The organism is Methanobacterium sp. (assembly GCF_038562635.1).
Lineage (GTDB): Archaea > Methanobacteriota > Methanobacteria > Methanobacteriales > Methanobacteriaceae > Methanobacterium_D.
In genome coordinates this window covers 1570389-1592580 of sequence record NZ_JBCFBO010000001.1, presented here as the reverse complement: position 1 = coordinate 1592580, position 22192 = coordinate 1570389, and the positions used below count along the sequence as shown (strand labels likewise).

At 37.0% G+C, this 22192-nt stretch carries 18 protein-coding genes; 3 read left to right on the top strand and 15 right to left on the bottom strand.

The features are described 5' to 3' along the window. The first annotated feature begins 3 nt into the window (after window positions 1–3). From AAGU07_RS07800 to AAGU07_RS07790, 3 genes are all read left to right on the top strand, one after another. Window positions 4–822: a formylmethanofuran dehydrogenase subunit C gene (locus tag AAGU07_RS07800; RefSeq protein WP_342458550.1), complete on the top strand. Its 819-nt coding sequence runs from the start codon at window positions 4–6 to the stop codon at window positions 820–822. A 196-nt stretch (window positions 823–1018) separates the two neighbouring features. Further along, window positions 1019–1318, top strand: a complete 300-nt coding sequence (locus tag AAGU07_RS07795; RefSeq protein ID WP_342458549.1) for a DUF2097 domain-containing protein — start codon at window positions 1019–1021, stop codon at window positions 1316–1318. Window positions 1319–1368: 50 nt separating this feature from the next. Next, window positions 1369–1677 (top strand): DUF2097 domain-containing protein, encoded by a 309-nt coding sequence (locus tag AAGU07_RS07790; RefSeq protein ID WP_342458548.1) that lies wholly within the window; start codon window positions 1369–1371, stop codon window positions 1675–1677. A gap of 24 nt (window positions 1678–1701) precedes the next feature. On the opposite strand, the gene AAGU07_RS07785 is transcribed toward AAGU07_RS07790, so the two are convergent. From AAGU07_RS07785 to AAGU07_RS07715, 15 genes are all read right to left on the bottom strand, one after another. After that, window positions 1702–2814: an ATP-binding cassette domain-containing protein gene (locus AAGU07_RS07785; protein WP_342458547.1), complete on the bottom strand. Its 1113-nt coding sequence runs from the start codon at window positions 2812–2814 to the stop codon at window positions 1702–1704. Further along, a complete protein-coding gene (locus tag AAGU07_RS07780; RefSeq protein WP_342458546.1) occupies window positions 2792–3574 on the bottom strand; it encodes an ABC transporter permease in 783 nt (260 codons plus the stop codon). The genes AAGU07_RS07785 and AAGU07_RS07780 overlap by 23 nt, the downstream gene beginning before the upstream one ends. 48 nt (window positions 3575–3622) lie before the next feature. Beyond that, complete coding sequence (modA, locus tag AAGU07_RS07775; protein ID WP_342458545.1) at window positions 3623–4426, bottom strand: molybdate ABC transporter substrate-binding protein; 804 nt, start codon at window positions 4424–4426, stop codon at window positions 3623–3625. A 275-nt stretch (window positions 4427–4701) separates the two neighbouring features. Beyond that, window positions 4702–5748, bottom strand: a complete 1047-nt coding sequence (wtpC, locus tag AAGU07_RS07770) for a tungstate ABC transporter ATP-binding protein WtpC (protein ID WP_342458544.1) — start codon at window positions 5746–5748, stop codon at window positions 4702–4704. Then, window positions 5735–6526 carry a tungstate ABC transporter permease WtpB gene (gene wtpB / locus AAGU07_RS07765; RefSeq protein WP_342458543.1) on the bottom strand — a complete coding sequence of 264 codons (792 nt, stop codon included), beginning with the start codon at window positions 6524–6526 and terminating at the stop codon, window positions 5735–5737. Before wtpB ends, wtpC begins: the two co-directional genes overlap by 14 nt. Before the next feature lie 122 nt (window positions 6527–6648). Beyond that, a complete protein-coding gene (wtpA, locus tag AAGU07_RS07760; RefSeq protein ID WP_342458542.1) occupies window positions 6649–7716 on the bottom strand; it encodes a tungstate ABC transporter substrate-binding protein WtpA in 1068 nt (355 codons plus the stop codon). A 602-nt stretch (window positions 7717–8318) separates the two neighbouring features. Then, window positions 8319–8927 (bottom strand): cytochrome c biogenesis CcdA family protein, encoded by a 609-nt coding sequence (locus AAGU07_RS07755; RefSeq protein WP_342458541.1) that lies wholly within the window; start codon window positions 8925–8927, stop codon window positions 8319–8321. An 11-nt stretch (window positions 8928–8938) separates the two neighbouring features. Beyond that, complete coding sequence (locus tag AAGU07_RS07750) at window positions 8939–9361, bottom strand: thioredoxin fold domain-containing protein (RefSeq protein WP_342458540.1); 423 nt, start codon at window positions 9359–9361, stop codon at window positions 8939–8941. Window positions 9362–9539: 178 nt separating this feature from the next. Beyond that, window positions 9540–10652: an iron ABC transporter substrate-binding protein gene (locus AAGU07_RS07745; protein ID WP_342458539.1), complete on the bottom strand. Its 1113-nt coding sequence runs from the start codon at window positions 10650–10652 to the stop codon at window positions 9540–9542. Between the two features lie 167 nt (window positions 10653–10819). After that, the gene (locus tag AAGU07_RS07740) at window positions 10820–11131 is read right to left on the bottom strand and encodes a DUF2149 domain-containing protein (RefSeq protein ID WP_048081405.1); all 312 of its coding nucleotides are present in this window, start codon (window positions 11129–11131) and stop codon (window positions 10820–10822) included. Further along, window positions 11107–11766 (bottom strand): MotA/TolQ/ExbB proton channel family protein, encoded by a 660-nt coding sequence (locus AAGU07_RS07735; protein ID WP_342458538.1) that lies wholly within the window; start codon window positions 11764–11766, stop codon window positions 11107–11109. The genes AAGU07_RS07740 and AAGU07_RS07735 overlap by 25 nt, the downstream gene beginning before the upstream one ends. Before the next feature lie 43 nt (window positions 11767–11809). Then, a complete protein-coding gene (locus tag AAGU07_RS07730) occupies window positions 11810–12577 on the bottom strand; it encodes a DUF2162 family putative transporter (RefSeq protein ID WP_342458537.1) in 768 nt (255 codons plus the stop codon). A gap of 265 nt (window positions 12578–12842) precedes the next feature. Continuing rightward, window positions 12843–18608 carry a PQQ-binding-like beta-propeller repeat protein gene (locus AAGU07_RS07725; RefSeq protein WP_342458536.1) on the bottom strand — a complete coding sequence of 1922 codons (5766 nt, stop codon included), beginning with the start codon at window positions 18606–18608 and terminating at the stop codon, window positions 12843–12845. Window positions 18609–19281: 673 nt separating this feature from the next. Then, window positions 19282–19848 (bottom strand): FmdE family protein, encoded by a 567-nt coding sequence (locus AAGU07_RS07720; RefSeq protein WP_342458535.1) that lies wholly within the window; start codon window positions 19846–19848, stop codon window positions 19282–19284. Window positions 19849–20224: 376 nt separating this feature from the next. Beyond that, window positions 20225–22192, bottom strand: a complete 1968-nt coding sequence (locus AAGU07_RS07715; protein WP_342458534.1) for a right-handed parallel beta-helix repeat-containing protein — start codon at window positions 22190–22192, stop codon at window positions 20225–20227.

Sequence of the window (22192 nt, the reverse complement as noted above, 5' to 3'; positions counted from 1 at the left end):
GGGGTGTTAAGCTTGAAAACAATAACTTTAGATCAAATAAAGACTTCCCCAATAGCACTGGAATTCGACGAATTAATTCCAGATGAAGTATACACTTGGGAAAAAGCAGATTTTGAAAAGTATATGGTACCAATTGGAAACTCAAGATTCCCACTCACAGACTACTTCACTATAGAAGTGGAAGGAGATGCTGAAAGTGCTGGCGATGTAAAAATGGTCATAAACGGAGATTGCGGCAGAGTAAAATACATCGGTAGCAAAATGAGTGCAGGTGAAATCATAGTTAACGGAGACGCGGATTTACACTGCGGAGCTGAAATGGAAGGAGGTTCCATCACAGTTAACGGAAATGCAGAGAGTTATGCCGGTAGGGAAATGAGGGGAGGATCCCTCACAATCACCGGAAATACCAGAGAATTCTGTGGAGCATCATACATCGGTGACTGGAGAGGAATGAGTGGAGGAACTATAACCCTCAACGGAAACGCTGGTAAACAGCTCGGTGAATGTTTATCCGGTGGTAAAATAATCGTTAAAGGAAACTGTGATATTCTTGCAGGTATCCACATGACTAAAGGTTACATCCAGATTGATGGTGACGTAACCAGATGGCCTGGTGGACAGATGAAAAACGGTGACATCGTTGTTAACGGGGAACTTGGTCGTTTACTGGAAGGATTTACCCAGGAAGGTATATACGACAATCCTGAAATTGAAGGAGAAGTTTTACCTGGAAAATACATAAAATACATCGGTGACATTGCTTTAAACGGAAAAGGCCGATTATGGCTAAATGCTGAAAAGAACAGGGATAAACTCTAGTTCAACTACTCGAAAATAATTTGAAATTTATAATTTCAAGAGTTTTCAAGGGCCCTGAAAACTCATTTTCGAGGGACCGGTGAAAATTTTTAATTTTTGCTGGTCGTTGTTTTTCTTTTTTTTGAAAATATAGGACTACTTTTTAAAATTAAAACTTTTAGAAACTTTTATTTTACAGAAAGATCAAGTGATAATCATGGAAACTGAAATAATATTGAGTGCCAATGACGTTGTAGATTACGTCAAAAATGAAGTTAAACAGTATGATATTCTGGAAATTTCGTATAATATGGTGTATGTACCTGGAGAAGTTCTGGATATAGAAGAAGATGAAGAAGATGAAAGCTTAAACCTCACACTTCAATTAATGGGCGAATTATTAAATGATACAGTCCATCTTGATTTAACACAGATTAAAGATGATATTTTGGAAATTCGACATACCAACACCGACGATGAACTTGTTATAATTGTTATTGAAGAAACTTTAAAATAATAGTACACACATACTTCAATGAATATTGGCCTTAGTAAGAGGTGATTTTTATGGAAAAAGAGATAACAATGGATTGTGACGCTGCTATTGAATACATAAAAAATAATGTAAAAACCTATGACAACATAGAATTGTCTTATAACAGAGTTTATACTCCGGGAGAAGTTATAAACGTTGAAACTGAGTGTTTAAAAGACAGGGAAACCTGCAGTGTAATGGTTCAAGTACAGGGTGACACATTAAATTCAACCATTGAAATAGACCTGGAAGAAGTAAAAGACGACTTAATTGAAATTAGACATACTCCTAAAGGCCAGGAAGACATAACTGTAATTGTTATTGACAGATGTGGCGATTAATTAGCACTTTAATAATTAAATTAATTATGGAGTATAGAACTCCTTTTTATCAATTATTTTGACATTAACCGATTTAAAACTTAAATAGATGTTTTTCCCTTTTTTAATCTTTAATTTTTCACATGAATTTGGGGTTAAAATCCCTTTAAAGTTAATTTCTCCTATTTTAACTTCTATCCAGACTATAGGGCCAACTTTTACAATTTCGTTTACAACTCCCTTAATCTGATTTTGAACAGAAGAAACAAAGGTTTCATTTGAAAAAATAACATTTTCTGGTCTTATACCTACTAGAATTTTACCTGAATCTTCAGATGAATCTGAACTGTATATGATTAAATCCGAATCTAACTTTATTTTAGTTAGAGAACCTTCTTTTTTGATGATTTTGCCTTCAAAAATATTGTGTATGCCTACGAAGTCTGCAACAAAATTGTGGGAAGGTTTTGAAAATACTTCTGTGGGTATATCCTGTTGAAGAATTTTACCTTCTTTCATAACTGCCACTTTATCAGCTAAGTTCCAGACATCATTAAAGTTATGAGTTACATGGATACATGTAGTTTCATAGTCTGCTATTACATTTTTAATTAGCTTCGTAAGGTAGGCATGGGTACTTACATCAACGGCACTGAATGGCTCATCCATAAGCAGTACTCTTGGTTCGACAATAAGGGATCTTGCAATGGCAGTTCTCTGTTTTTCGCCACCACTTAAGGTATCAGGATTCCTATGTAAAAGATGATCAATTTTAAGGAGTTTAGCCATCTTTAAAACTTTAGATTTTATTATTTCTTTATCATTTGTTTTTTTCTTTAATCCATAGGATATATTTTCAAAGATGTTCATATGGGGAAAAAGTACATAATCCTGATAGACTATACTTATCCCACGGTTTTCAGGATTTAACTCTGTTATTTCTTTTTCTTCGAGGAATATTTTTCCTTTTTCTGCCCTGTAAAATCCAGCAATTGTTTCTAAGAGGACAGATTTGCCTGAACCAGTTGGGCCGATGATCACCATGTAACTGTTCTTATCCAGACTTAAATTCACATTGTCAAGGTAAAATTCTCCGAGATCAACACTCAAATTTTGAACTTCTAAAAACATTGGATCATCCTGTATTTTCGTTTGCATATTTTTCCAGCACGAATATGGCTGCAAATGATATCAATATAAGTATTATGCTTGCTGTTATGGCCATATCTATATTTCCAAGTGATAAATTGTAGTAAATAGCAATTGGTAATGTTTCAGTTTTTAGGTATGTTCCACCGCCTACCAGGAGGACCGCGGCAAATGTTCCTATGCAGCGGGCAATCGTAACAACTAATGCGGCGAATATTCCACTTTTAGCAAGGGGAAGGGTTATATTTTTAAAGGTTTCGAATTCTCCATACCCTAAACTTCTGGAAACCAGTTCATATCGGGGGTTGATGTAGTTAAATGTAGAGTAAATTATTCTTACCGCATAGGGAAATGCAACAAAGAATTGGGCTATGATTATTCCTGTTGTGGTGAAAACGATATTTATGCCCAGGTTCTGCAGGAAATTTCCAAATAAATTGTTTCCAAAGAGCATCAGCAGTGCTATACCTAAAATAATTTCTGGAAATGCCATGGGAAGGTCTAAAATACTTTTCACTATATTTTTAAGTGGAAACTTATATCTGGACAGTGAATAAGCAGTGGGCACAGCTATTAGTATCACGCTTAATGCTGCTATTACTGATGTAGATAAAGTTAGTTTAAATGCAGTTGCCATTTCTTCTGAAAAAAGCGACTGGATGAATCCTTGTAAGGATGGCATAAAAAAAAGGCTGCCTATAATTATGAATAAAAGTGCAGTAAAAATAAAAGAAATGGAAATAAAGGTTATTTCAAGCTTGCTTTTCATGTAATCACTGTATCGTTTCACTGGTTTATAAAGCTTGATGTCCTCTATTTATTGATTTACAGGTTTAAATCCGTTTTTCTCCCATACTGCCAGGCCATTAGAGGAGGTTATGTAGTCTTCAAACTGCATAGCAAGGTCCTTATTTTTAGTGAAAGTGGTTAAGCCAACACCAATGGTAGCAATGGCATTCTGGTCCTCTGGAATCTGTATTATTTCGATTTTACCTTCAGAAGCACTTGTATTTGCTATATCTTCTGTTACTATAGCTGCATCAACCTGACCTGATGTGAGGTAAGTTAAGAGCTGGTTTACAGTAGGTGCATAGACAACGACGTTACTTTTAACTGCAACTAAGTCGCCTGTTTTATTGAGTATTTTTATACTCTGTTTACCGACAGCGGTACCGTTGGTATCTCCTAAAGCAACTTTAATTCCAGATTTACCCAGGTCTTTTACAGAAGTTATATTTTTAGGGTTTCCTTTCTGGACTGCTATGACTGGTATGTGGTATACTATCGGTTTAACGGTACTGTTATCGATGTAACCTTTACTTTTAGCGTTGTCCATAAATGTCAGGTCTCCTGGAACTACCATGTCTGCACTTTTTTGTGAGCTTAATGTTGCAAAAAGCTCTCCGCTGTTACCGTATTGTATATTAACTGTTGTACCTGGATGTTCTTTTTCAAAATTTGTTTTTAATTCGTTCATAGCTTTCATAGTGCCTGCGCCAGCTAAAACAGTGATATTTCCGCTTGCACTGTTTCCGCCTGTTAAGACGCCGCTTGCATATATGCCTGCAACTATAATTACAACTGCTATGACTGCAATAATTGCGATGTTTTTTGTATCCATAATTCGCCTCCTATTAATACGTCCTAAAAACTAATAAGACTTAATGTGAACTTTATAGAAATGTATATATAAACGTATCGTTATGACTATTTTCTCTAAAAATATAAATATAGGCTTCCCTAACAAATTTAAAGGAATATGAGGTTGTTATGTCCAGGTGATGAAAAATGCTATTCAAATTATAACAACTAAAATGAACTGGATAAACATATTTGTTTTAAAACAGGTCTTCTGTCTATTATTAGTCTAAATAAGTATAAAAAAAGAATAATTAATTAAAAAACGTGTACTGCTGTGGCTTTGAAATAGGTCCAGACTGATTTTCCTATATTTAACTCCATATCTAAAAATGACTGCCGGGTTAAAAATACAACCAGCGGTTCGCCTACATCAATAGTTAGCTTTATCAACGCTCCAGTATCTACTATCTCTTTAATCGACCCTTTAAAAACATTTCTGGCACTGGTTTCAACTTTTTGTGTAGATAATATAATATCTTCAGGTCTTACAGTTATGTGAACATGCCCGTGTTTCTGTTCAGTAGAATATATCGATATATTTCCAGTATTTATTATAGTTAGCCGTTCTCCATCTTTTTTAGCAGTACCTTCGATTATATTTTCTGCCCCTACAAAGTCGGCCACAAATTTGTCTGCAGGGTGCCTGAAAATTTCAGTTGAGGTACCAACCTGGGAAATTTCACCGTTCCGCATGATTGCTATTCGATCAGCAAGCATAAGTGCTTCATCAAAGTTATGGGTGACATGAACAAGGGTCACATCGAATTTTCTATGTATCTCCTTTAATTCCTGCATTAATTCATCTCTAGTTTTCCTGTCCAGTGCACTTAAAGGCTCATCCATAAGTAAAATTTTAGGATAAATGATGAGGGCACGGGCTAAAGCTGTCCTCTGCTGTTCCCCTCCGCTTAAAGTTCGTGGCAGGCGGTCTGCAAGGTGGGAAATCTTAAGGAGGTCCATCATCTCCTTGACCCTGGTTTTTATTTCTTCGTCCCGGACTTTTCTCACCTTCAACCCAAATGCAATATTTTCGAACACGGTTTTGTGTGGAAAGAGCATGTAATTTTGGTAAACAAAGCCGATTCCTCTTTTTTCTGGGGGAAGCGTTGTAATATCCCTGTTGTCCATGTAAATTTTACCTGAATCAAGGGGCCACATTCCTGCAATTAATTCTAGAAGCATGGTCTTACCAGATCCGCTTGGGCCTAAAATGATGAAGTACTCGTTGTCTTTGACCTGCAGGTTAATGTTATTTATTTTAAATTCTTTCCAATCATTTGAAAGGTTTTCAATTCTTATCATAGGTTCTCCATCCTTTTATAAGAATTCTAACTAATATAAACAGTATTAAACACAGTGATATAAGGATAACAGCCACTGGAGTTGACTCTGATAATCCAAAATTCACGAACCTCTGGTAAATAAGGGTTGAAGCTGCCAGAGGGTAGTAAGCTATAATTATAATGGCCCCAAATTCACTTATTGCCCGGGCCCAGCACATTATTGACCCAACGGCAATACTTCGCAAAGCGAGTGGAAGAGTTATAACAAAAAATGTCCTTAGAGGCCCTGAACCAAGTGTACGGGCTACCTTTTCCATACGTGGGTCAATACTTTCAAACCCTTCCCTTGCAGAGTTTACAACAAAAGAAGAACTTACAAAAAGCATTGCAATAACAACACCGGGGAGTGCATCCGTAAAGATGATGCCAAATTTACTAAACGGCGCTCCAAGTATGCCTCCTGATGTAAACACAAGTAAAAGAGCAATACCACTTACAGTATGGGGTATTACAACTGGAATATCAATAATTGATTCTACAAGCCCTTTTCCAAAGAAATCATGTCTTGCCAGGACATATGCAAGCGGTACTCCGAACAGTAATGCTATAACCGTAGCTGCAAGTGCAGAGTACACACTTACGAATATAGATTTGATTACTTCTGTGTCTTGAAGGTTCTTTATGATAGAACTGGGATCAGAAGACACCATTAAATTGAGTATGGGAATGAAAATGAACAGGACCAGGAAAGATCCCATGAATGCGAAGAAAATGGTTGTATAATCTAGTTTTCTCATACTATCAACTTTAAAATAAGTATCGTTTTATAATTTTTAGTTTTTACTACTATTTATATCCTGCAAAACGTCTTAATATAATAAAAAAAATAGGTAGGAGATAAATTCTCCTAATATGTCCATTATTTGCCGCCGGTTATGTACTGCTGGAGAGCTTGTGGAATGTTGGTTGAATCATTTGTTGCTATTGCTGGAGTTATAGGTTCCTGGAAGCTGTTTTGGATTATTTGTGTACCAGTTGGGCTTAAAAGCAGCTGGACAAATTCTGTTGCAAGCTGTTTTTGTGGTGCGTTGTTCAATACAGTAATTCCGTAGACGATAGGTGACAATTTTACTATTTTTGTTTTATTGGCGTCGTTGCTGTCGCTGTACTCTACTAAACTTATTTTTTTGTAATCTGATTCATATTGGGTGTCGTTAAGGCTTAATGAGCCTGGAAGTTCCATGTATTCTACACCTGAGCCTTTCTGCTGCTCTGCGATGTTTTTATATACAATAGCATAATCAAGAGCACCGGATTCCAGGGACGGCATTAACTGTGCTGCATCGTCTCTTATCATGATGTGGGAGCCGGGATTCAGGTTTGCTGGAGCGCTTATTGCGTATCCTGTACCGTTTGCTGCAGATGTAATTGCAGAATTTGAGGCAACAAGGCTGTTGAATATATCGCTGTTGTTGTAGTAGGAATCTGCAAGTTTTATCATCATGACTGCACGGTATCCTGCTGGGTCAGAGTTTGGATCGCTGAAACCAAATTTTACGTCTGACTGGTTGAATATCTGGTACCAGTTAGTGCTGTTAATCTGGCTGCTGTTTTTACTTTTGTTGGTGTATGCAATTACCAGGTTGTTACGCGCATATTTAGCATTCCAGCTGGTGTAGTTAGGTATCAGTCTCTGATCTATGAGACCGTAATCAGCTGATGCCATGATATCTGCACTCTTATTTAGATCAGTTATCTGTCTGATTGCAGCTTGACTTCCAGAATAGTGTATTTCTACGTTGACATTTGGATGCTGGTTTTTAAATTCCTTTGCAGTAGCATTCAATTGACTTCCCAGGCTGTCTGCTGCATATATTACTATAGTACCGCTTTCTGATGAAGTTGAGTATGTACTGTATCCATAAACTCCAATTGCGGCGACAGCAATTATTACAATAGCTATTATCGCTATATTCCTGTTGTTCATATTTTTACCTCCTTATTACAGGTAATATTGGTTTAAAAGAAACGGATCTTTTCAAAAAGATAGACCTCTTTTTTCATATTTGCGAACAGAATATATAAACATATCGAATGAGCCCTTTATTTTAAAAAATAAGCAATCTGGTCTATTTTTCTTTGTTTACCAATTTAACAAATTAACACGCGTTATATTTGTTAGGAGAACCTATAAAAAATTTAGTTAGGTCTAAGTGGATAAAAAATGAATAAAAATATGAATTATGCGGCTGAAATCCATTTAATTGTTATTTTAAACTTTAATCTATGTATATTTTATTATATGGGCAATTATAACTTCTTAATTAATTTGCAGATCGTCTTCAGCACCACCAGTTAGGGCGCTGTTGTAATTATTGGAATTGAATGTAATCTGTAATTTACGTTTGATATTACTTTTCCTGATCCTGCAGATATTATCCTATTTTTTTACAAGATTTCTTTCACTCACTTTCATAATATCCTCCTATTAAACTAACTATGGATTGTACTGGGCGTATTATGAAATTTAGAAAAAAGAAGAATTGAAACTTGAAAATCAATCTATGGTGTCGACTATGAAACTCCCTGCTATAATAAATTTAACAGAAGGTAAAGTCCTGCAATAAAGATTATGGCTCCAGATCCTATTCTTATCCATTTGGAGTATGTGATTAATCTTTCAAAATTCAATTTTGAAGCAAAAATTCCTATAAGTAGTAAGGTTAAAGAATATCCCGCGGCAAATAATGCCATATTAACTGTAGTATAAATTAAATTTCCAGTAGATGCGCTGTAAGTTGCTATAGCTACTATGTATGGGCCGTAACAGGGGGACCAAGCAAGACAGGTCAGAAAGCCTAACATAAATGATCCTGTGTTTTTATTATTACTTTTAGGAGTGTAAGAATGTTTAAAAATGTTTTTGTCAATTATAAAAAATATTCCAACTCCAATTAGAAGTAATGCTGCAGTTATTCTAAAATATAGAAGATAATAATTTATTGCGGCTGTAAATAAGACAGTTAGTATGGTTATAATTGTAAAAACTAAAAAAAATCCGAGGATGAATGCTGTTGTTTGTGAAAATTTCTTCTTTAGAATGGAATGCCCCACAATTATTGGTATAAGGGGTAATACACAGGGCGAAATTACTGATGCTGCACCTGTAAAAAAAGAAATTAAAAAGCTTATATTCATTTTATGCTCCATTAAAGCCAATTTAACAATTGATCGGCTGATACGTATCCTTCCTGCCTTTTTATTTCCTGGCCATTTGAATTTAGAATGACCAGTGTAGGAAGTCCGTAGATTTTGTATTGTGATGATAAATTGGGGTTCTGATTTGTATCAATCTTAACTGCTACATAATCCTGGCTGAGTTTTTTCTCGACACTTGAATCAGAAAGTGTGTTTTCACTAAGCTGCTTACAGTAAGAACATCCCTCACCGTAAAAATCTATGAAGATTGATTTATTGGTATTTTTAGCTTCTTGAAGCGCTGAATTCAAATCATCATGCCATTTTACACTAACGTTGGATTGATCACTAGTTACAATGGACTGTCCGAATACAGCTAAAACTACTGCAGTGGCCACCAGAATAACTCCAAGACCAATAAAGAATTTATTCATATTTTCACCATGATATTTAACTTATATTACTTTCTTTTAATGAAATAGTGGGAGTCACTGTAATCATTATTTAAGTCCTGATTATTGCAGTATACTCCTTGATTTCACTAGAGATTACTCCCTGAAATCCAGTAATTTGTATTTCTTATTGTATTTTCACTTAAGATAAGTGCTAGTCTTAACTTATCATGCTGGAATTCATTCCAGACCCTTTCAGGAGTTTAGTAACATCATCATCGCTTAGATCATAATGGTAGAATTCAGAATAGAATTCTTTAACTTCACCTGTTAAATCTAAATTCTTGAATTTGTCAGGATAAAGTATTTTAGCTGTCCATGGAATTCCAATAATCATATTTGCACCGTCTGGCTGGCCAAACCATTTGAAAGGTCCCTGTGGCGCAAGATACACTCTTTTATTTTTGACGGCAGTTATTTCATTCCAGCTGGAATTCTTGTAAACATTTGAATAGAATGTTGAGTCTGAAGTTATAATAACATCCGGATTCCATTTTAAAACCTGTTCTATGGATACACTGACAATTCCTTCTCCACCTGACTGAGCACTAACCACATTTTTTCCACCGCAAAGCTCAATTAACTGTGTGTGTGCAGAGCCTGCAGGGGCAGTTTGAAGTCCTGTAGAACCCTTAGCATAATAAACAGTTACTTTTTCACTGTCAGATATGCTAGATACTCCATTTTTAACTTCTTTTTGGACTTTGGCATTGAAATCATTTAATTTTTGGGCTTCACCTTCTTTTCCCAGTACTTTTCCGAGGAACTCGATGGAAGAGCTAAATGTGGTAACATTACTGGTATCAGCCACACCAACATCGGGTATTGAACCCAGTTGTTTCTGTCTTGCGTTGAGGGTGGCCACCGTAGCCGCATCTTCCGATCCAGAATCAGATGTTGAAACGCTGTCAAATATCACATCAGGGTTCATTGATATGTATTGTTCGTAATCAGCAGTTTGTGATCCGTACCATCCTCCCGCTGATGGTAAGTTTTTATATTGATCCGGCATGTAAGCTTGTTCTTCAGCTGTTGTCTGGTAATTAAAAGCTAGTAGCTTCTCAGGAGCTAGCATATATATCATGATTGTCGTGGTTGGAGAAGTTGCCAGTACATGGTTTACAGGAGACGGAACAGTCAATGTTCTGTTAGCCATATCTGTTATGGTGGTGTTACCTCCCATTGAGAGATATCCATTCTCTGTTAGATAGTGCCCTCCCACTGATGCGGTTATTAAGAATAGTGCTGCAATTAAAATAAAATAATTCTTCATTTCATCACTCTCATAATTTATTGTAAAGTATCATTTTTCATTAAATTTGGCAGTTATAATGATTTTCCAGTATTCCTCATTAATTTTCTAGATTTAATGCATTATATCGTTTATATTCCTTAAATGAAGGATGCATTGATTAGTCTGATTTTTATGCATCCAATAAACTACTGGCTGACCATGATAAGCTTACCCGTTTTAGGGTCTTTATAAACCGTTCCCATCTGCTGGTAATTATTGCCTGACCCTGATTGATTACCTGGAGTATCATTGATGGTTTGGCCCGTGCTAACTGAAACTGAATTCGGGCTAGACCCTGATGATGACTCTGAAAATAATGTAGGATTGCTCTGTAACGCCATAATGGCAAATATCATAAATCCAAGTGCCAGAACCAACATGCAGTCTGTCAGGCTGCCCATTCCTGAGGAGGGATCATCATCATCTTCGTATTCTAAAAACTTCCTTTTTCTTGGCATTTGTCCAGAACCTCCAGCGTTGAATCAACTATTGCGTCTAAAATGGATAAATCATCAGCATACCATTTTTTCCTGTATCTTGATATGATAAAACCTACTGAACCAGCTGCTAAACCTGCTATTGTGGTATTAAATGCTAATATTAAAGATTGTGCTAATGAATTTATATCCCCAGTTCCAAGTGCAGATAATCCTGGGCCTAAAGGGATTAAAGTTCCCATAAGGCCCATAGTTGGACCTAATCTTATTAATATATCTGTTCTTTGAGTTATATTTGAAAATTTGAGCTCTTCTTCCTCAATTAGTTTTGTAGCAAGTGCCCTTCTTGATTTTGAACCAATGTCGTGGTTGGAGATAATTTTTACCAGCACTTTTTTCTGGTCAACAGGGAGCTCGCTGTCCTGAACGTGCTTCGCCATTTCTTCAGGATTGGCTGATTTTGAGATGGCTCTTATCAACGCTTCTGTTTTGTCCACATCGAATTTTGATTTTGAAAATTTTTCGGTTAAAAAACTCCCTAAACTTAAAACTGCATATACTATAAAGGCTAGAAGAACTAATATAACGGGTATAAGCAAGCTTTGAGCTATTAAATATAATAAATTACTTAAAATTTCGCTTCCAATAATTTGCATAAAATCACCTGATCTATTCAACTGTTTTTGTGTATTTAAGACATTATTTTGATTGTTTAGTTTTTTTGGTTTTGTCAAACGCTGTTAACTTTATTCTTTGCAGGATATCTTCCGTGCTTGTAATTCCCTCTCCTTTTAGGTAAGCTCCTATTAAGAAAATCCCTACCAATCCCATTATAAGGAAAATCAGTGATGAAATATCTGAATTTATAGATAATGCGCTTGTTTGAACCGAAGATAATTCCGCAATATTTGGAATAAGTGCCGCGCTTATTAAAAAATAAAATCCATTTAAAATCATGAAATTTCCAAGTAAAACAGGATAGGGCATTTCTGCATGCCTTAAAATTTTGGAAAATAAATGGAATCCCATTATTGCTAAAATTAATGCAATACTCATAAATAAGTTGAACTCCAGGAAAGAAGTTGTTATTTCTTTACTTAAAAGTACTGCAGCGGACATAAATCCTGCAAAGTAACATGCAGATGAGGACAACATGGCCGCTGATTTAAGAGAGTAAAGTTCTTTTTTTGTTTCTTTCCATTTTTTAATGGTGTAAATCCCACTTAAAAGGGTTATAACTCCTATAATTCCAAGTACTGCAAAGATGCAGTAATTAATAGTGCTGTATAATGCGCTGTTTAAAAAATTGGCCAGTATGCTTATGATCAGCGTGACTAAACCATATGATATTGAAAATGCAAGGGCCTCCTTTTTGCGGATCTCTGTAAGGCCCATTGCAAGGCCAATATTAACACCAAATAATAGGATTAATGATATGATTAAACATTCCCATACTAGTTCTGCCATTGTTAACATCTCGTAATATAATAATTAATTGATTTTTTTATTTTGAAAGATTTTCATCGTTTTATACTTGATTAGAATTTATTGATCAATCTTAGCTCGATAGGGATATATAAACATATCGATGGGAACAGAATCATTAATTATGGAAAAATATTAACATCATACACGTGAGAAACTGGTGTGTTTGTAATAAGTTTTTAAATTGAATTTTATACCAGATTAAGCCTATTAAATTCAAAAAAAGAAAAAAAGAAAAGAAAAGGTTTTATTTTTTCGATCTTCTAATCATGCTCATGAGATCTTTTCTGTAGTAGCCTCCAAATATCAGCACAATGAGGACTATGACTCCAAGTATGCCCCAGAACTGGGTATTTTTGGTGGTGTCATCAACAAATAATTCCTGCGCTGTTTTTGTCTGCCCGGATTGCTGACCGTTAGATCCAGCTTGACCTGAATCTCCGGAGCTTCCTGCATCTGCTGCAGCTGTTGCAAGTCCTACGCTTGCAGAAGAAGCGCCGCTACTCGAACTGCTGCCTGAAGTTCCTGAATTACTTGCAGCTCCCTGGTTATTTCCAGAACCACTGCCTGGACCATTACCTGTATTGCCCGAACCGTTACCATTGCCGTTATTGTTGTTAGTCGAATTGCCTCCGCTATTAGGATCATCATTTCCTCCAGAGTTAGGATCATCTGGATTTCCGAACAGATAATTTATAATGGAACTATATGCAGTGGATACAGTTAATCCATAAGCAGTACCAACTACGTCACCATTAGCTAGATTTGTAAAGACTGCAGTTGCTACTCCATTAACTGTCATAACAGTCACTGAATAAGGGCCGTTCTTGAATGTTACAGCAAAGGAAGGTAAATCTGTTACTATTCCACCAGTGTTACCATCACGGAACACCACTGAAAATTGATTTTTTCCAGTCCTGACCATTTCCATTGTTATTTGAGGATCATAAGTCACCTGTTTACATCCTGATCCAAACAAGTTTGACCCGGGTATGTAGTCCCCTGCAGCCATACATGATCTAAAGTCCATGTTGGCATTGTTAAGCATTACATTGTGTTCTATGCGGAATGTTGATGATGGGATATAATTGTTTCCAAGTAAGATCCCGTTTCCATGGTACATCTGCTGCTTGGTTACTTTTTTAATATTTCCTGTGATTAAGTTTCCAGTTATGTTCAGGTTTTCGCTTTCGCAGTTGACATGGATCCCGTTATCGTTTTCTTGCATGGTGTTACTTGCTATGGTAACGTCTTTTGTGGTTCCGTTCAGCAGTATTCCGTCTCTGTCGTTGTTGATGAATGTGTTGTTTTTGATGGTGGCGTTGGTTAGGTTGAGGGCACTTATTCCATAGAAGTTTTCGTTGATCTGGTTGCTGGTGATGGTGGTGTTTGTTGAGTTTTCAATGTATACTCCACTTCCACTGGTTGTCGTGGTCCCGTTTTTCTTGATGGTATTGCCGCTTATGGTGGTTTTGTTTGAGTTTTTAACGTATATTCCGTTTTTGGTGTTCCCTGTAATCTGGTTGTTATTGAAGCTGGTGTTTGTACTGTTTTCTATGATTATTCCGTTTCCGTTGTTGTTGATGTTGCTCTGGTTTATTTGAGTGCCGCTACTGTTTGAAATTTCGATTCCTGTGGTGGAGTCGCTTACAGTGCTGCTTCTTATGGTGGTGTTGGAACTTCCGTTTATCTGGACTGCTGTTCCGCTGGTTGAACTTATCTGGCTGTTGGAAATAGTCACGTTGCTGGTGTTGTTTATGAGTATTCCGGGGCCTGTGCCTGTGTTAATAATGGTAAATCCTTTTATTGTGGTTCCTGCTGCTTGTGTTCCGTTGATTGTGAATACTGGTAATGTGTTGGATGTGGTTATTTTTGTTCCCACGTTGCTTATTATGTTCAGCTGTTTGTTGATGGTGAGCTGCAGGTTTTCATAGAGTGATCCGAGGAATTCTATGGTGCTTCCAGATGCTGCGTTGTCAATGATGGATTGAATTTCCGTGTTGGTCATGCCTGAAGTTACATTGATGTTGGTGTTGACTGCTGCCCCAGATATGGTGTATGTTTCCTCGTAGACTGGGCTCCAGTTTTCTGAAGAGTCTACTGCAGCATATTTAAGTGTTGTTGTACTGTTTAGAATGATTGAACCGGTGTAAACATGCCTTTTGCTGCTGGTTTGTGGGTCACTGCCGTCTGTAGTGTAGTAAACAGTCATGTTTTCGCTGTCGTCAGTTGCATTTAATGTTACTGTCTGTGTTGTGTTGAAATTTCCTCCATTTGGACTTATAGTCACGGTTGGTGGTGTAATATCGCTGATTGTAAGTACCTGCGCTGCTGTAAGAGTTTCACCGTTAGCTAATGCCGCAACCAAAGTAACCTTGTACTGGCTTGATTTGCTGTAGGTGTGTGTTGGGTTCTGCTTGGTGGAAGTTGTCCCGTCACCGAAATTCCATTTCCAGCTTGTGGCGTTATTTGAAGTGTCGTTAAACTCCACATACAAAGGATTAGATCCGATTGTGTAGTTGAACGTAGCAGCAGCATCACGGAATGCGTACAATACATTATTGATTCCAACGTATAATGTGCCATCAGAATCAATTACAGGATTACTGATTGCTGAACGATCAGTATAATTCCATTTAAGCGTTCCATTTGAGTTTAATGCAAAAATACTGCTACCTGCTGTGAAATATATGGTTCCATTTGCATCAATCACAGGGGATGAAGAAGAACTTGTTCCCGCGGTGTAATTCCATTTTTGTGTTCCATCGGGAGTTAGCGCAATAAGGGTACCTGAATCTAAAAGATATATGGTTCCATCGGATCCTAGGGCTACAGCACCATATGATGCCCTTTTTGTAGTATATCTCCATTTGAGTGTTCCGTCTGGATTTATTGCATATAACGCAGGGTCACCAGAAAGAGTACCGCCATAAGCCAGTATGTAAATGGTTCCGTCTGTTCCAAGGGATGGAGAGGAATACTGGTGGTTTCCAAAAGCGTATGACCACTTTATGGTTCCATCTGGATTTACTGCATACAAGAAGCTATGGCCTGGAACGTAGATTGTTCCATCTGATGCTATGGCTAAGTTACCGTATATGAAACTTGCATCAACAAGGCTTGTGTTCCATTTCAATGTCCCGTTAGGGTTTACTGCGTATAAAGCAGGGTCAAGGAAGCCACTGTTATCGTAACATGGTATATAGATGGTCCCGTCAGCTCCAATTGATGGTGAAACCATATTGGATGAATAGATATAAAGTTTCCATTTTAGGGTACCATCTGTATTTAATGCATGTAAATAACTGCTTCCAGCGACATAAATGGTTCCATCCGTTCCTATGGTTGGAGTAGTTATCTGTGATGAACTTCCAGTATAATAACGCCATTTTATTATTCCGGTGGGGTCTAGTGCATATAAATACCCATTACTTCCTGCGTATATGGTTCCATCTGATCCTGTAACTACGCTGGTGTCTGATGAAGGGCTTATTTCGCTGTTGTTCCATTTTGTGTTGTTTGTTTGTGGGCCTGTGTAGTCTGATAGTCCTGTGTTGTTGTTGTCGCCCTGGTATGTTGGGTTTGAGGAGTTTATCAGTCCTCCAGTTCCAATTACGAAGTTTTGTACGTATAGTGCGCTCCATTTTCCTGTGGTTGTCACTGCTGCATATCTCAGTGTTGTGGTTTTGTTTATAGTGACTGGTCCGGTGTATTTTATTCTTGTGCTGCTTGTTCTAGGGTCTGTGGTGTCGTTTGTATAGTATATAGTTGCTTTTGAGTCTTCGCTGGTTAGTTTTACTATTTGTGTGTTGTTGTAGGTACCACTTGCAAGGCTGCTGTTTACGAGTATTGTGCCTCTGACCAGGAGGATAGTGGAATAATTGCTGGTCCCTGCAGCGTTGGTCACTGTTAATTGGACCAGGTAAGTTCCCATAGTTGCATAAACGTGTGTTGGGTTCTGTTCTGTGCTGTTTGTCCCATCACCGAAATCCCAGTACCATGATGTAGGGACGTTTGAACTGGTGTCTTTGAACTGTATCTGGTTGCAAGCAGGTGGAGCTACAGTAGGAGCTGTTCCCCAGATAGTACTCACTGTAAAATTGGATACGGGTGGGTTGTAAGCTTTGATATACTGTGTGAATCTTACAGTACGTGTCTGTCCATTGCTGCTGGTTACAGTTAGGGTCACGGTGTAGTACCCTGCATTAGCGTATTTATGGACAGGGTTCTGTTCTGTGCTGGTAGTTCCGTCTCCGAAATCCCAGTTCCATGAAACAGGGGAAACGCCTGAACCTGTAAACTGCACAGTTAAAGGAGCAGATCCTTCAGTCTGATTGGCCCTTAAAACTGTATTTGCAATGGCGTACACGTTTTTATCATAACTTCCAAAGTACAGTGTTTCATTTGTACCAATGGCTACAGAACCATAGATACCACTTCCTGTGGTGTAAGTCCACAGCAGTGTTCCGTCGACGTTAAATGCGTAGAGTTTACCGTCAGAACTTCCAATGTAAATGATCCCGTTAGCACCAATCGTTGCTGTACCGTAAATAGGTCCAGTGGTACAGCTCCATTTGAGTGTTCCGTCAGGTTTCAAAGCATAGAAGTTACTGTCAGTACCTCCCACGTAAATGGTACCATCAGCACCGATTGATGCACCGTATATGGTTCCTCCAACGGAGTATGTCCATTTGAGTGTTCCATTTGGATTTATTGCGTAGATATTGCCGTCAACGCCTCCTGCGTAAATGGTACCGTCAGGGCCAATTGTTGCCGAACCTTGCAAGTTTCCTCCAATGGTATATTTCCATTTGAGTGTTCCGTTAGGGTTTAAAGCGTAAAGTTTACCGTAATTACTGTAGGATTCTCCACTTTCGAAGTAGATGGTTCCATCTGACCCTATGACAGGGCCTCCACATTGGCCGTATACATAAGTTCCAGTGTCGTATGTCCATTTGGTAGTTCCATTATGATATAAAGCGTATAATTTACCGTCAGTACTTCCAAAGTAAATGGTTCCATCAGAACTAATTGACGGTGTACCTACGATGGATCCTGGAGTTTTATATTTCCATTTGAGCGTCCCATTAGGGTTTAAAGCGAATAGGTAGTATCCTGCTAATGTATAGATGGTACCATCCGCACCAATTGCTGAACCGCATGGGTTGCTTCCTGAGGTGCTCCCTGTGGTGTAGGTCCATTTGACGGTTCCGTCAACGTTAAATGCGTAAAAATTACCATCGTCACTTCCTATGTAGATGGTCCCGTCTGATCCAATTACTGGACTGCAACGACCAGATATGGATTTTCCTGTGGTGTAGTTCCATAGCGTGGTGTTGGTTTCGGGGCCGTTGTAATTTGATAGGCCTGTGTTGTTGAGGTCACCTCCGGATTTAGCCCAAATTGTATCATCAAGCCCTCCAGTTCCTCCAGTCCCGCTACTTCCGATTACATAGTTTTGTATGTAGAGGGGGCTCCAGTTACCGTTGGTATCCAGTGCCGCGTAGCGTAATGTGGTGGTTTTACTTATGGTGATCGGTCCACTGTATTTTGTTCGTGTGCTGCTTGTTCGGGGATCTGTGGTGTCTGCTGCGTAGTAAATTGTTGCAGTGGTGTCGCTGCAGGTTAACTGCACCGTTTGGGCGGTTTTGTAAGTTCCACTGGTTTTACTGGTGTTAACGGTTGGTGAAACTGTGATGTAGTTACTTTTTGTTAAACTGTCACTGCCAGCAACATTGGTTACTGTAAGGCTGACACTGTAGTTCCCATTTTTTGTGTAGTTATGCGCAGGACTCTGCTCGGTTGACGTTTTTCCATCGCCGAAATTCCAGTACCATGATGTAGGGCTGCCTGTAGATGTGTCGTTGAACTGAACACTTAAAGGTGTGCTTCCATTGGTAGTGTTACTTGTAAAGTTAGCAGAGGGAGAGTCAGCTGCACTCGCGCTTCCCATTGCTGAAATACAAATAAACACAGCAAAAATCATGAGCAAAACAAATGATTTATAGTTCATAATGCCTCCTTTTTAATTATTATGAATCTTAAAAAGATCCATATACTTAGTAGACATGATATGGATATATAAGCATATCGATCGTCAAAAGATTTATATCCATTATTTGATCATATAAGGCTACTTAGGCCACCCTAACTAATAAAACATAATCAAGGATCATTCAATAATAATTTAAGAAATTAATAATCAATTTTATATTTATTTATACTTTTTTAATAACTTTAGTCTAATAAAAAGGATATATAAACTACTATAAATGTTTTAACTATTACTAAAATGAATTTATATCTACCTAAATTACATATTTGCACATTATAAAATATCGAGACGTATATTTATTCCTATTAAAAATGCTGTTTAACTGGTGGGATATATGGGGGTAGAGATCTTTATTATTTAATTAATGTATGCTGGTGCGATGTAATTTCAATTGAATCTCAAAAAGAGGTGATACTCACATAATTGTCGTGTTTTAAAGTGTTTATGGTTTATAACTGGATAATCATCTATTTTTCAGTTAAATCCAAAAATCATTGTTGGAACCGTTAAACAAGACCAGTCAAAATTAAAAATAAGTGGTGTGTATTAATTTTTTTAAAAAATAGAATTGTAGTGAATAACTTCAGCTCTGGAAAGCAGTTATTCACGGAAGTATGCAGTTTTTATATACTTATTCGTCTATAACCTGATAATATGATCCAGTAAAACAGGAAGTACAGTAAGCTTTTCCTCCTTTCAGGTGATGTTTTCCATCCATTACAACTTCACCGCAGTCAGCACAGGTTACTATTTCCAGTGGTTTTCCAGGTAAATCATTTGGATCGATTTTAACCGATACTTTTTGGATTTCAAATAGTTCCTCTGCAGGAGTTTTGTTTATTCTTTCTATAAGCTCTTCTGTTGTTTCATTTTCGTCTCTATCTTTTTTATTAGCACCTAAATCTACGACACGGATTGATTCACCAGTATCTATATTGACGAATGTAGCCGCGAATTTACCGTAGTGCATTGGTTTTAAGGACTTTTTACCTAAGGATGTTCTTGTTACAGATAAGACTGCATCAGAGATACACCTGTCAATTTCAGTAAAGACTATCAATCTTTTATCTTTCTGTCCAGGTGTCATTCCCATTGTTTCCATACCATACATGGCTAATTTTGTTCCCATGACAATTCCACCGCATATATCGCCGTGAAATTCTCCTGCTTTCTTTAATAATTCCATATAGTCACTCATATTATCACTGTTTTTTTGTTTATTTAAGAGCAATTATTCTTGATCCAGCTAGAACTAGTATAAAAAATTCTTATATTAATCCTACAATCGTTAACATCTTTTAATATATTGATTAATAGCTCTTTTAGTTTTTTAAGCTAATCTTATAGTTTAGATTTAATATAGCTCGATAGGGATATATAAACATATCGCAGGTAGGGGGTATCATTTGAAAGATAATGATATCTTATAGTTTTGACTGTAAAAATTAGTAAATGCAATATATTTGTTTTTAAAACGCTTTAATCTTAAAACAAAGTAGATTGTATCTAAAAAAAATAAATCCTCAAAAATCCCTTATTAGGGAATTTTTGAGTGAGTAATTGAAACTGCTGTTTTAGTATCCTACAACGTATTTGTACTGGATTTTACCGTTGTCGTTGAATGTTATTTTTTTGGTTCCTTTGGATGTGACCTGAGCTTTGACTTTGAAAGTGTAGTATTTTCCTGCAGGTACAGTGAAAGTCCATGTTTTAGTGGCTTTATTGTACACTGATGGATAATTAACTGCAATCAGTTTCATTCCTTTAGGTAATGTTATTTTAACTTTAACAGTTCCAGATTTGTCTTTTCCAGAGTTTTTCACTGTGGTTCCTAGGTAAACGTATTTACCGGTTTTAACCTTGGAATTGGTGAGGATTGAATTGGAATAAGACATTTTAATGTACTTATTTATGGTTGTCTGTACTGCGTTTGAATATACTGAGTTTGTGTTGTTTCCAGTTATTTTTGCCTGGGATTTTGTTATTCCTGATAGCTTAGCCTGGGCAGTTATGGATAATGTAAGTGTTTCACCTGCATTTAAGTTGCCTATGTTCCATACTCCATTGGAGTAAGTTCCCCGTGTAGGTTTTGCGTTACTGGAATAGTAAGTAGGGGAAAGAATATTGCTTACTTTAACATTTGTAGCATTTTTTTTGCCGCTGTTTTTAACTGTAATTTTGTAAGTTATTGTATCTCCATTTTTTATAATGGACTTGCTGACACTGGAGGTAGCTGAAATATTGGCCTTTAAAGTCGGGATGTCTGAATCATTAACTGTAAATGAATTTTTCAGTGCTGTATTAAAGCTGGAATATGGAGATATAACAAAGATACTATTGTTAGTAGCTTTATATGTGCAGTTAGTGAAATTGGCAGTTGCTGTTCCATTTACAACTAGAATTTCTTTCCAGATGTCTCCTGTATCAGCTGCACCTTTGGATACATTATTTTTATTCAAGAAGAATGTGACGTAAAATGAACCTAAACCATTGGCTGTTAATCCTGTGTCCTTGTCAACAAAGGAAACGCTGAATATACCGGGGGATGATTGACTAATATTGCCCATTATTACATCACCTAAAATATGTGCCGATGGGCATAATCGTTTTAAACCTCCGAAACAGTTTTCTTTTAGCCATACTTCTTTTCTTACAATGTTTCCATCTACTTCTACGTACCTTACCACATCTCTAAAGGTATGTCCAGTTATATAATTATTTTCAATATTCTGGGTGGTTTCAGTTAATTCGTTTACTCCTATATCATCACAGATACCTAAATACCCATTTTCATAGATGAAGTTACCAGTGATGTTAAGGCCGGAAATTGTTGAATTAATATAAATTCCATATCCTGTATCTGCAGTTTTATTATTTAGTGAGATGGCATTGTTTTTTATAGTAACATTGTTACATGATTCTAAAAGGTTTATTCCTGAATTTAAGTTGAGAGTAATATTATTATAATTTATAACTGTATTAGAAACATTTTCTCCAAATAAAATTCCATTTTCAGCGTTAGCTGTTATCAAATTATTTAAAATACTGGTTAAGCTTGAGTTTGATATTTTGATTCCTGAGAGAGATTGCGTCAATGTATTGTTTTTTACAGTTATATTGCTGCTTCCAAAGACATTGACTCCTGTTCCGTCTCTGCAAACTATTGTATTGTTTAATATATTCACGTTACTGGTGCCGTTGATGTTTATACCGTATCCCTGATTATTGTTGTTTATTTTGAATCCTGAAATGTTAGTCCCTGCTGCGGCGCTGTTAATGGAAAATGCAGTAAGATTATCTGATCCCTGTGGTGCTTCCATGGGACACGCATATAGCTGTGTTCCAGTACTGCTTACTATATTTAATGGTTTGTTTATCGAGAGGTGGATGTGGGTATACTGCGATCCTGTAAATAGTATTGTATCCCCAGGATTTGCATTATTAATAATATTCTGGATGTTTTCGTTTGTCTGCATCCCCATATCTGCTTCATTTATGGTCCATGTCGCTGCAGACACTGGTTCACTGAATGCAACATTCAT